Below are 12,722 nucleotides of genomic sequence, written 5' to 3'. Positions count from 1 at the left end.
CTTTTTTATTTTTCTGATTTTCAAAACAGACAAAAAACCGGTATTAGTTATTCACCAATACCAGAAAGTGTAGACCCCATGAAAGTTGATCACTTTTTTTCATTTTAAGAAAATAACTGGAAAACGTGCCTACTTATTAAGCATGTTCATGAACGGTGTAGTTCCGGCGACCGCCTTTACTTGCACCCTTCTTTGCGTAACGTTTATTACGATCATAGTGGTTATCACTACTGCCACTACCACCGCGTCGATGATCGCCACCGCCATTACGACTACCATGGTTGTTACCACCACGATATGATGACCGATTGCCACCGCCACGACGATTTCGACCGCCACCGCCATGTCCACCACGATTTGGTAATGGACGTTCTGGTGTAATCTTAACGGGTACTGATGAAGCATCATCTTTACTAATTGACTTCAAGAAAGCTGAAACCAATTGTAACGGCGTATAGTCATTCATCAATTCTTCTGCCTGGGCCTCATACTTGGTTAAATCATTACTATCAATCAATTTATGAGCTTCTTCGACAGCCGATGAGATTTGACCGTTAAATGCTTCCTTAACGGTTGGTGCCTTTAATGGATTCATCTTTAGACGAGTTAACTTTTCAATGGTCCGTAAGTAACTCATTTCATTCGGCGTAACAAAGGTAACTGAAGTTCCCTTATGGCCTGCACGAGCAGTACGGCCAACCCGATGAACATAACTATCTGGATCCTGAGGAACATCATAGTTATAAACGTGAGTAACACCAGAAATATCTAAGCCACGAGCAGCGACATCGGTTGCAACTAAAATGTCTAAACGGCCAGCCTTAAACGAACGTAAAACGCTCATCCGTTTTTGCTGTGATAAATCACCGTGAATCCCTTCAGCGTTATAGCCACGTGCACGTAGACCTTTAGATAATTCATCAACCCGACGTTTTGTTCGTCCGAAAACAATTGCCATTTCAGGTTCTTGAACATCAAACAAACGCGTCATCGTATCAAATTTTTCGTATTCTTTAACTTGAACAAAATACTGATCTAAGAGATCAGCCGTTAATTCTTTAGCTTTAATCTGAACCGTTTTGGGATCGTGCATGAAACGGTCAGCAATTTTTTTGATTGCAGCAGGCATTGTTGCAGAGAACAATAATGTTTGGCGATCTTCTGGAACTGCCTTAATAATCTTCTCAATATCTTCCACAAAGCCCATATCAAGCATTTCATCGGCTTCATCCAAAACTAAAGTCTGAATGTGATCTAAACGAAGTGTTTTACGATTAATATGATCTTGCATTCGTCCAGGTGTACCAACAACAATCTGTGGGTGCTCTTTTAAGGAACGAATTTGACGACCAATATCAGCACCACCATAAACCACTTGGACTTTAACCTTTTTATCTTGACCTAAATTATAGAGTTCTTCTTGGGTTTGAACTGCTAATTCACGTGTTGGGGAAATGATTAATGCTTGAACGTTAGGGTTCTTTTTGTCAATTTTTTGAATAATTGGTAAACCAAATGCCGCGGTCTTACCGGTACCAGTTTGAGCCTGGCCGATAACATCTAAGCCATCTAATACCATAGGAATCGTTTCAGCCTGAATTGGTGTTGCCTCTTCATAGCCTTGACGACGAATTGCTTTTAATATGTCTGGTTCTAAACCTAGATCTGTAAATTTCAAATAAGTTCCTCCTCGGGTTCTGTTACACATTTGCAAAACAGTTCCCGATCCCAAAACTCGTCTGCCTTGCAAATAATTTCCTGCTTAATTTCGCATCTTATCTATCCTATCACGAAAGTTCGTCCATGACAAATAAATAGTTAATAAAGTTTTCATGAAAATATGAGATTAAATTGGTCCTTAATTAAAATACCATGTTGAAACTTGATTTACCCAATAAATAATACTGTAGGGAGCGGGACAAAAGTCGGTTTCGGATTTACTGCATAACGTAAACCCAGACTTTTTGGCGTACGTTCTAGTGGAGTGTAGCACTCATATTTAAATTATATTGCTAATAGGTTTAAATATGGTCGCTAAGCTGCGCTAGAAAGTGTTTAAAAAAACAGATTTACACTAATATTGGTCAAAGAAACACAAGTAAAAATAGTTTATCGCAATTGCAATATTAGAATTAAGTGTTCCTGCTTAATTTATTCGTCTGCGATTTACGCTAATTCTAATTGCTTTAAAACCTCATCCAAATGCATCCCATTACTAGCTTTAAGTAATACTGCGTCATCAGGATGAATTTGGGCAACTAACTCACTGATCATTAATTGTTTTTCCGTCTTCTTAAAGTAATGAACATGTTCTTGGTAAGTAGGATTACGCTTTAACTCATCGGCTAGCGGTTTAATCTCATCACCGTACAGATAGATCCCCGTTAACTTATCCGGTCGAATGGCAGTAGCGACACTTCGATGCAGCGTCGCCGATTGATCACCCAATTCTAACATATCACCAAGTACAGCAATCCGCCGGCCAGTGACGGGCACTTCTTGAAAAGCCGTTAAAACTGCCTTCATGGCCGTTGGATTAGCATTGTAGATATCACTTAAAATCGATTCGCCTTTAGCCCCTGTTAGCCACTGGGTACGGTTCTTAGTTAAACTGAAATGGGCCAAGGCAGTCCGCATCTCTTCAGGTTTAATTCGTAAAATCTGACCAACACTAATGGCCGCCATTGCGTTATTCACGTTATAGGCGCCTAGCAACGGAATTGTAAACGTCATTTCTGGATAAGTGGCCAACGTAAAACTAGTTTGATCCTTGGTTGTTTCAATTGTCATCGCACATAAATCATCACTTTTTTTATTACCAAAGGTTAGTTGATTTTGTGAAACCGACTTAGCTCGTTGCCGTAAAAGTGGTTCATCCCCATTATAAATAAAGTAACCATCTTCTTTAAGACCATTAGTAATCTCCATTTTTGCATCAGCGATCTTATCTCGTGTCCCAAAAAATTCAATGTGTGCTTCGCCAATCATAGTTATCAAAGTAATATCTGGTTCGACTAACTGACTAAGAAAATCAAGCTGGCCCGGTCGATCCATTCCCATTTCTAAAACAAGAATTTCAGTATTGGTTTCCATGCTTAAAATTGTTGTCGGCACCCCAATTTCATTATTATAGTTACCTTGCGTTTTGTGAACGTTAAATCTTTGACTCAAAATAGCCGCAATCATATCCTTAGTTGTGGTTTTCCCATCACTGCCAGTTACGGCAATCACCCGTGGATTAACTTTTACTAAATAATATTGCGCCAACTTTTGTAATGCTTTTAATGGATCAGCAACTTCCAACACCGGAAAATCAGTTGGCTCTCCTACGTGCCCACTTTGCCAGAAGGTTGCAACTGCACCATGTTCTCGCGCGTTGGCCAAATAATCATGACCATCGTTAGCGCCAACAAGCGGAATGAAAAGCGCACCTGACGTTAATTTTCTTGAATCAAAGGCAACGCTTGAAATTTCGGTTCCTGCCCACTGGCTTATATCATTCTTCGCTTGAACTGCATTAGCAATCTCCGCAAGCTGCATTTTCATTATGACTTCCCTCTCTCAATCCTATTTCTTTTTATTTGGTTGTTGCCGAAACTTTTCTAAGGCTAATTCTAGTAATTCTTCCACTAATTGTGCAAAAGACATTCCTGCCGCTTGCCATAATCGAGGAAACATAGCATCGGTTGATAAATCAAGAACGGTATTAATTTCATTTAAAAAAACATCACCATTAGCGGTTAAGAAAAAGTCACAACGTGCCAAACCGTGACCACCAATAATTGCAAATGCCCTTTTAGCATAATCCTGCATTGCCTGTTGCGTTTTCGAATCAATATCTGCAGGAATAGTTAGTGTTGGCCTTTTCGTTGCAAATTTACTGCTATAGTCAAAAAAGAGGCCATCCTTCATAATCTCGCCGGCCGGGGTTACGTCAATTTTACCATTTCCAAGTAAACCGACTTCAAGTTCTCGTGCCTCAATTCCTTGCTCAATCAAAATTCGCTGATCATACCGAAAAGCTACCTTGATTGCTTCAACCAATTCATCCCGGTTAGCAACTTGGCTAATGCCGACACTAGAACCACTGTTAGCCGGCTTAACGTACATTGGGTAAAGTAAAGAGCCTTCCGCCCGGGTCAAAATCACCTCAGAATTGGCTAGCCAGTTATTTTTCAAGACAGCAACGTAAGGAACCTGGGGCAAATTAATTTGCTGAAAAATCATCTTACTAGCAATTTTATCCATCCCCACCGCACTAGCAAGAACGCCATCACCGACGTAGGGAACCCGTAACGTTTCTAATAATCCCTGCAATTTACCGTCCTCACCATTCTTGCCTTGGACTAGTGGAAAAATAATTGCATCGGCCGCTTTGAAACGGTCAAATTTAAAAGGTATCCCACTGGATTTTTTTTGTTCGCTCAAGCGCGAAGTAAGTCCCTGTTTAAGTTGTAAATTAAGCTGCTGCCGAACAGGCGCAAATAGTTCTGGCCCCTGTAACCACAAGCCATCCTTTGAAATATAGATTGGAATAACTGAATATTGTTGATAATCAATGGCCTGTGTTACAGCAAATGCCGAAGCAATTGAAATTTCATGCTCGGCACTATGACCACCATAAATTAAGTAAATTTGCATAAACTATCCCCCACACACTAAAACAAACCTTGACTAGAAAATGCGGCCTCATTAAAAACTGATAATCGCCATTTCTGTAGTGATTGATCATAAATCAGCTCGGCAACCTTCTCTTGAACATTATTGGTCCAGGCATCGTTAACGGCTCTAAACCGCCCGGTCAAACCATAAATTGGAATGTGAATTTCTTTTTGTAAAAACCCGATTTCTTCAAAAGAAAAAAGTGCCCCGTCAATAAAGAGCGGCTGAAGTTGTTTTAAAATTATTGGATCAATATTTGGAATCGTTGACCGCCGTCTAAATAGAAAACGGGCCTCAGGTAATTGTTCCTGTAAATGTCGCTTAAGACTCCGATTGAGTACTCGGTAAAATTGTTCTAAATAGCGATAATATGTCTTTACCGTTTGATCAGGCAAAGTTAAATAAACGTAATTATTTTGTAACTTATAATAAAAAGGTGATTCCAAATGTGTATAAGCGTGCCCTAAATAGAGTAGTTGCGACACTTCAATTGGCGTTAGCTGTTCTAAATAAAGTGATTGTTCGAAATCAATCCATTTATGAACCGTTATTTTGCGATCATCAAAGTAGTCTAAAATATCATCAGTACCACCAATAACATTAAAACCTGTATGTGAATCAACATTATCGTTTGGGTCCACTGCCGTTAATAACAACAAGTGGCTAGGCAGGCGCTTTAATGCGCCAGCAAAGTCCTGCAGACTAATCCCATAGGATAAAATCAAATTAGAAACCGTTTCTAAATGGATATAAATAATATCTGCACTCATAATCTCACCCCACCCACACAACTAAAACAACTGATCTATCTACCTTATTTTACTACGAAATTAGAAGAAAAGGTTGTGTCAAAAATTAATTTGACCACAACCTTTTTTATAGCTACAAATGTTTCAATGATCACGTACGTTAAAAAGGGTAAATTGAGGCTGGAACAAAAAGTCCTAACCTCCTTTTTATTTCCGAACATTGTTCTAGAACGTGCGCCAGAAGTCTGGGTTTACGTGCCTAACTACAACTAATTCAATAACCATAGTACGGTTATTGGATTAGCTTACGTTACGCAGTAAACCCAAAACCGACTTTTGTCACACTCCCAATTTATAAATGTTCCAAACGATTAATTCGCTGTTCAATTGGCGGATGTGTTGTAAATAAATGCGTCAATGAACGTTTTTCTTTAAATGGATCAGCAATATAAAGAGCGGCACTAGCCGAATCCGCCTGTTTCATCGGCTTGCTATTACCAATTTTTTGTAGCGCCGTAATTAGGCCCGTTGGATTACGCGTTAATTCAACGCTAGAAGCATCCGCTAAGTATTCCCGATTACGCGACAAGGCCATTTGAACAAGACTTGCCGCTATTGGCGCCAAGATAACAACAACGATTGAGCCAATTAATAAAATAATCTGCCCCGAATTACCTTCGTTATTATTACGACTTCGCCGGCGGCCACCGCCCCACCAAAAGGAGCGCATTCCAATGTTAACCAATAACGAGATAGCAGCGGTCAAGGCCATGGCAATCGTGGCCAAGCGAATATCATAATTTCGAATATGCGAAATCTCGTGGCCAATAACGCCTTCCAATTCCTCACGATCCATCATAGCCAACAAACCAGTTGTGACAGCCACAGCAGCGTGTTTCGGGTCATTACCGGTAGCAAATGCATTGGGACTCGAATCAGTCACAATAAATACTCGTGGCATTGGTACCCGTGCAACCATGGCCATATCTTCAACAATATGCCATAGTTGCGGGTACTGCTCAGTGTCAGTAACCTCGCGGGCGTGATTGAGACCCATGACGACTCCAGTTGAATTACCGACCATTACGGTAATATAAATGGCAGCAACGATAGCCGCCAAAACAATTCCCAGCAGACTACTTGAGAAAAAAGCATAGCCGACCGCAGCCCCAATGATAAGCAGTAAACAAAAGAAGCTAAGCATAACGAGCCAGGTCTTTCGTTTATTCTGCGCAATTTGCTGATATAACATTTAACTTGCCTACCTTTTTAATCGTTAAACGAAACTTTAGGCGCCTTTTTTTCATCACTAGGTGTTTCAAGGTAATTTATTTTTGAAAAATTATGAATTGGTGCAATAATATTACCCGGAAATGTTTGGATTTTATTGTTGTAATTAACTGCACTAGAGTTATAAAGTTGCCGTGAATAGGCAAGCTTATTCTCAGTATTTGAAAGTTCTTCCATTAACTGACCGAATTGCTGATTGGCCTTCAAATCAGGGTAACTCTCAGAAAGTGCAAAAATACCCTTCAAAGAATCACTTAATTGATTTGATGCGGCCATAGTTTGTTCGTGATTAGCTGCAGGCACCGTTGCCAACTGGTTACGCTTATCAATGACGTCCGTTAGTGTCTTCTGTTCGTGTTTAGCGTAACCCTTAACTGTCTCTACTAAATTAGGAATTAAATCATTCCGACGTTTGAGCTGGACGTCGATCTGACTCCAAGCTTCATCAGTCCAATTATGTGTGCGTACAATGCTATTGTAAAAGCCAATATAACTACCTGCGGCTATGATTGCCAACACAATAACAATTACGATAATCCATAGCATAATAAAACCTCCTTTAACATCAAGTAACTTGCCCTTATACTACCAGAGCACCACCTTTTAATAAAGTAAAACTAATCAACTTGGATAGAATTTAACAATTACTGATTTTAAACTTAATTAATTTAATAATGAATTACCAAAAGCATTTAGTGGTAAGATGGCTTATAATGTTTTTATCGTGTTTACACAAATAATTAGTAACAAACCAAGTTGCGGCGCAATACTATTTTTATATTCGTAACTCAATTTAGCTTGAACGTGCTGGGTTTATTTGAAAATTATTCTTGCTAATATTTTTCTGGTCAAATTTAGCTTAAACGTGGCACCAATAATCTTCAATCTGTGGCGTAATCGTAATCCCTAAATGTCTTTTGAGATTTTCTAAATAACTAGTTTTAACAATCGTGTTGATAATTACGTGGCGGCACTTTATTAAACTTGTTCAGATAAATTTTGGATTGGCGTTGAAAGGGCACACAAACTACAATAATCATTTAAAAACTAAGGAGGTTCGACTTTGGAACAGACAGTAACTAAGCGACCAAGGCGTCCTGAGTGGCGCCAAAATTTATTCATTCTTTGGTTTGGTTGTTTTATGGCGGGCATGGGCTTCAGCCTAGTGCTACCATTTATGTCGCTTTATATTGATACATTAGGTAAATTTTCCACTTTACAACTCAACTTTTGGAGTGGTTTGACCTATTCATCCACTTACCTTGTAACGGCAGTTATTTCGCCATGGTGGGGCCAATTGGCCGATCGAAAAGGTCGTAAGTTGATGTTGCTGCGAGCCTCGGCCGGAATGGCAATTGTTCTTGCCGCAATGGGCTTAGTTAGTAACGTTTATGAATTAATCGCGCTACGTGCACTTCAGGGTGTTTTTTCCGGCTTTATTAGTAACGCCAATGCACTTATTGCAACTTCGGCCCCCCGCGAAAAAAGTGGCCAGGCGCTGGGAACTTTAACCACCGGTAGCGTATCCGGAATGATGCTAGGACCACTACTTGGTGGCACAATTGCCGGATCGTTTGGCTATCGGCTTACTTTCTTCATCACTGGTGGTTTGCTCGCCACGGTCTTTTTTCTCTGTTTGTTCTTTGTTCACGAAACTTTTACACCAGTTGAAAAAGCAAAGCAATTACCGGCCAAACAAATTTTTCATGAACTTAAGTTTCCGCACGTCATTATTGGTATGTTTATTACAACCATGATTATCCAGGCGGCCAATAATTCGATTAGTCCAATCCTTAGTCTGTTTGTCCGGCAACTAATGCACTACCACGGAAACGTTGCGCTGGTTAGTGGCATTATCGCCTCACTACCCGGAATCGCTACGCTCTTTGCGGCCCCTCAGTTTGGTAAACTCGGTGACCGAATTGGTACAGAACGAATCCTAATCGTTGGCCTAATTTTTGCAATGTGTGTTTACATACCACAAACCTTTGTCCGTAATGTTTGGCAGCTAGGTGCACTACGCTTATTAGTGGGTATTTCCGACGCTGCGTTATTACCCGCCGTTCAAACCTTATTGGCTAAATACTCACCGCACACAGTGGCTGGCCGAATCTTCAGTTACAACCAATCTTTCCAGTCAATGGGCCAAGTGGTTGGACCATTATTAGGATCTAGTATCTCCGGCGCATTTGGTTATGGTGGTGTTTTTCTATCAACATCAATCTTGGAATTTGTAAACTTAATTTGGGTCTGGCGCAGCACTGGGCCGCTCCGGCTGGCCCGGAAACAAAAAAAATAGCAAAAAAAACACTGACCAACCATTAGATCTTACGTCTAACGGTTGGTCAGTGTTTTTTAAATTAGAAAGTATTTGGAAAAATAGCTTTCCTGTGCTTACTCCAGTGATTAGTGTCACTATTATACATTGCTAATAAAATAACATATTTTCGTACGCTCAATAGAGTATACTTCCCCCACACACTTTTTTGATAAAATTTATATTTGCCTTAAAGTTGTATAAAAAAACCGTCACAAACGAGCGACGGAAAGTTTGGGGGAACTTTTTTAGAGTGTAAGTTAATGTGTGAACTTAAAGTATATCACTACACTTTAAGTATCTTTAGTATACCGCACTCCAGCCTGATTTTAAGCTCATTATTTAAGACTTTTATTTTCAATAATCGAGTTTGAAACAATTTATAAATAACTAAAAAGGCTACAAACTTTCCGAACAGTCACACTGCCGGGAAAGTTCATAGCCTTTTTTGAAATATTCAAGCTTATTAATCGTCTTGTTTTGGTGCCGCATTCTGATCGGCAAAGCCATATTTCTTGTTGAAACGATCCACTGCGCCATCGGCTTGCGTGAACTTCTGCTTACCAGTGTAGAATGGATGAGAATCAGAAGAAATTTCGACCAAGATTAATGGGTAAGTGTTACCATCTTCCCATTCAACTGTTTGATCGGATGTCTTTGTTGAACCAGATAAGAATTTGAATCCAGTTGTTGAATCTTGAAAGACAACTGAATGATAATCTGGATGAATTCCTTGTTTCATAATCTTTCGCTCCTTTGCCCTGAATCATACCCGTAAACGAGCCTGCGAGACAGAGATAATATTTAGCCTAATGCAACTAATAAATAATAACATGGTCAAACTTAATTTGCAATTAGTGCCGCAAATTTCGATTATTATTTTTTCTTAATTCTAATTTATTAAGTTGCTGGAAAAATTCAGCATTGGTTTTCGTCTTTTTAAGAAAGCCTAATAACTGGCTCGTATAATCCAGTGCGTCACCAGACATTGAACGCCGAAGCCGCCAAACATCTTCTAATTGTGCTTTGGAGATTAATAACTCCTCTTTACGTGTACCTGATTGTTTAAGATCAAGTGCTGGGAAAACTCGGCGCTCCGATAATTCACGGGATAGGTGTAACTCTAAATTGCCGGTTCCTTTAAATTCCTCATAAATAACGTCATCCATTCGACTTCCCGTATCAACCAAAGCAGTTGCTATAATTGTTAGGCTGCCACCTTCTTCAATGTTACGCGCCGCACCAAAGAACCGTTTTGGCCGGAAAAAGGCCGCTGGATCAAGACCTCCGGATAACGTTCGCCCACTAGAAGGTGTCGTTAAATTATAGGCCCGTGTCAATCGAGTTATAGAATCTAGTAAAATAACAACATCTTGTTTATCTTCCACTAGGCGTTCAGCACGCTCCAACACTAGCTCAGAGACTCGCGCGTGATTTTGGGGTTGCTGATCAAAAGTTGAAGAAACAACGTCACCCTTAACCGAACGTTCAATATCCGTCACTTCTTCTGGTCGTTCATCAATTAGCAATACAATCAAATAAGCATCCGGATAATTTTTAGCGATACCATTTGCTATCGCTTTAAGTAAACTTGTCTTTCCGGCCTTCGGTGGGGCAACGATTAGCCCACGCTGACCAAATCCAATTGGGGCAAACGTATCAATTAATCGTGTAGCAAGTTGCTGTGGGGTTGTCGTTACCTTAAGCTGTTGCTGCGGATAAAGTGCAGTTAAGGCTGGAAAATGGGGCCTTGCCTTGGCCTCCTCAGGATCTTTTCCGTTAACTGTGTCGACGTGCATCAGGCCATAATAACGTTCGGAGGCCTTCGGTGGCCGCGCACGGCCAACTACCTTGTCACCAGTTCTTAATCCAAAACGGCGAATCTGCGATGCTGAAATATAGATATCCTCTTGTGAAGGACCATAATTAATTGGTCGTAAGAACCCAAATCCTTCACTGCTAACAATCTCCAAAACGCCCTCCATCGACACGAATCCTTGCTTTTTAGCCTGTGCTCGTAAGACGGCCAAGGAGAGTTCTTTCTTATTCATTTGACTATAATAAGGAATTTTAAAATCCCGCGCGAATTGATAGATTTCCTTTAGTGTTCGATTTTCTAATTCACCCATGGTCAAAAAGTCGCTCATTTCAACCCTGCTTTCTTTTCACTTAAAAAGAGAGCTAAACAATTTCACCGAACTAATCGGTAAAAACTGATTTCGTTTGATCTTCATCGAAATTCAGTCATTCCTTGTCTCACTCTCTCAATTATTTAAATTTATACTTAACTTGCTGATGCAGACTTAACGTCATCAATAATTTCAACTTGGGCACCTAGGCCACGAAGTTTACTAACAACACGATCATAGCCACGCAAAATATTATCAACGTTATAAATCGTTGTGACACCCTTTGCCATTAAACCAGCCGTCATCAAGCAAGCGCCGGCACGAATTTCATCGGCAGACACTTCGGCCCCGGATAACTGATCAGCATGGTGCAAAATAATAACATCGTTTTCAATTGTAATATCCGCACCCATTCGAATTAATTCAGGTACGTGCTTAACCCGCTTAGGGTAAATTGTATCAACAATTAGCCCTTCACCCTTTGCCTTGAGCATTAAAGGTGTAATTGGTTGCTGCAAATCAGTGGCAAAACCTGGGTACGGTGCAGTTTTAATTTGAACCATCTTTAATGACTTGGTTGGATGAACAAAAATACTATCTTCATAATAATCCAGCTGGACGCCCATTTCTTCCATTTTGGCAAGAAACGCATCTAAATGTTCAACAATAATATTTTTAACCAGAACCCCATCACCGGCAGCGGCCGCCATTGCTAAGTATGTTCCGGCCTCAATTCGATCAGGGATGATCGTATGGGAATTATGCGCGGCCAGATGATCCACGCCTTCAATTCGGATAGTGTCCGTGCCGACACCCCTGATATTAGCGCCCATGTTATTTAAAAAAGTCGCCAAATCAATAATCTCTGGTTCTTTAGCAGCATTTTCGATAATTGTTTTTCCTTTAGCCTTAACGGCCGCTAGAATAACGTTAATTGTTGCGCCAACGGAAACCATATCTAAAAAGATACGGGCACCATGTAGCCCTTCATCAGGCGCTTTAATGTACATTGCACCATGTTCATTAGTTACTTGTGCGCCCAGAGCCTCAAAACCCTTAATGTGCTGGTCTATTGGTCGGGGACCAATATCATCGCCACCTGGGAGCCCAACAATCGCCTCACCAAATTTACCCAGCAATGCACCCATAAAATAATATGATGCCCGCAGGCTCTTTATCCGACCGTTAGGAAGTGGTGTTGGCAAAATATGGGTTGGGTCGATTGTCAGTACGTCACCTTCAAACTTTGAAGAAACCTGCATTGACTTTAGAATTGACATTAAATTGTGCACGTCTTTTATGTCCGGCACGCCGTCAAGCGTTACCGGTGTATCGGCTAAAATTGCAGCCGGAATCAGCGCAACAGTACTATTTTTAGCACCGCCGATGGTTACTTCACCGGATAACGGTTTTCCGCCCATGATCCTCATTTTCTTCATACTTTGCTTTCCTCACTTCAATTATAATCATTTCAATAATAAAGAAAGAACTGTAAAAATACGCGTGGTGCTAGTTTGTAATAATACAAAAAAATTAACAAAAAAGTCCAACACAGTTAGACTCATAAGTGACTAA

General features: G+C 40.3%; 10 protein-coding genes. 1 reads left to right on the top strand and 9 read right to left on the bottom strand.

The window, feature by feature from the left end:
• Positions 1-136: 136 nt before the first annotated feature.
• From EKM61_RS09865 to EKM61_RS09840, 6 genes are all read right to left on the bottom strand, one after another.
• Positions 137-1,678: a DEAD/DEAH box helicase gene (locus EKM61_RS09865; RefSeq protein ID WP_068377064.1), complete on the bottom strand. Its 1,542-nt coding sequence runs from the start codon at positions 1,676-1,678 to the stop codon at positions 137-139.
• A gap of 488 nt (positions 1,679-2,166) precedes the next feature.
• The gene (locus EKM61_RS09860) at positions 2,167-3,546 is read right to left on the bottom strand and encodes a UDP-N-acetylmuramoyl-tripeptide--D-alanyl-D-alanine ligase (RefSeq protein WP_068225558.1); all 1,380 of its coding nucleotides are present in this window, start codon (positions 3,544-3,546) and stop codon (positions 2,167-2,169) included.
• Between the two features lie 21 nt (positions 3,547-3,567).
• Positions 3,568-4,641 (bottom strand): D-alanine--D-alanine ligase family protein, encoded by a 1,074-nt coding sequence (locus tag EKM61_RS09855; RefSeq protein ID WP_068225559.1) that lies wholly within the window; start codon positions 4,639-4,641, stop codon positions 3,568-3,570.
• A gap of 17 nt (positions 4,642-4,658) precedes the next feature.
• On the bottom strand, positions 4,659-5,432 hold the full coding sequence (locus EKM61_RS09850) for a hypothetical protein (protein ID WP_068225560.1): 774 nt from the start codon (positions 5,430-5,432) through the stop codon (positions 4,659-4,661).
• Positions 5,433-5,763: 331 nt separating this feature from the next.
• The gene (htpX, locus tag EKM61_RS09845) at positions 5,764-6,663 is read right to left on the bottom strand and encodes a zinc metalloprotease HtpX (RefSeq protein ID WP_068225562.1); all 900 of its coding nucleotides are present in this window, start codon (positions 6,661-6,663) and stop codon (positions 5,764-5,766) included.
• A gap of 17 nt (positions 6,664-6,680) precedes the next feature.
• A complete protein-coding gene (locus EKM61_RS09840; RefSeq protein WP_068225563.1) occupies positions 6,681-7,247 on the bottom strand; it encodes a LemA family protein in 567 nt (188 codons plus the stop codon).
• 517 nt (positions 7,248-7,764) lie between these two features.
• Between EKM61_RS09840 and EKM61_RS09835 the strand changes: the two genes are divergently transcribed.
• Entirely contained in the window at positions 7,765-9,000 is a 1,236-nt protein-coding gene (locus tag EKM61_RS09835; protein ID WP_068225564.1) for a multidrug efflux MFS transporter, read from the top strand.
• A gap of 484 nt (positions 9,001-9,484) precedes the next feature.
• Here EKM61_RS09835 and EKM61_RS09830 read toward each other — a convergent pair whose 3' ends face one another.
• The 3 genes from EKM61_RS09830 to EKM61_RS09820 form a co-directional block, all read right to left on the bottom strand.
• Positions 9,485-9,760 carry a type B 50S ribosomal protein L31 gene (locus EKM61_RS09830; protein WP_068225565.1) on the bottom strand — a complete coding sequence of 92 codons (276 nt, stop codon included), beginning with the start codon at positions 9,758-9,760 and terminating at the stop codon, positions 9,485-9,487.
• Between the two features lie 112 nt (positions 9,761-9,872).
• The gene (gene rho / locus EKM61_RS09825) at positions 9,873-11,165 is read right to left on the bottom strand and encodes a transcription termination factor Rho (protein WP_068225566.1); all 1,293 of its coding nucleotides are present in this window, start codon (positions 11,163-11,165) and stop codon (positions 9,873-9,875) included.
• 137 nt (positions 11,166-11,302) lie between these two features.
• Positions 11,303-12,586 (bottom strand): UDP-N-acetylglucosamine 1-carboxyvinyltransferase, encoded by a 1,284-nt coding sequence (locus EKM61_RS09820; protein ID WP_068225567.1) that lies wholly within the window; start codon positions 12,584-12,586, stop codon positions 11,303-11,305.
• Positions 12,587-12,722: the final 136 nt, after the last annotated feature.

The sequence above is a fragment of the Loigolactobacillus backii genome (assembly GCF_003946275.1).
Lineage (GTDB): Bacteria > Bacillota > Bacilli > Lactobacillales > Lactobacillaceae > Loigolactobacillus > Loigolactobacillus backii.
This window is presented reverse-complemented; position numbering and strand designations above follow the sequence as displayed.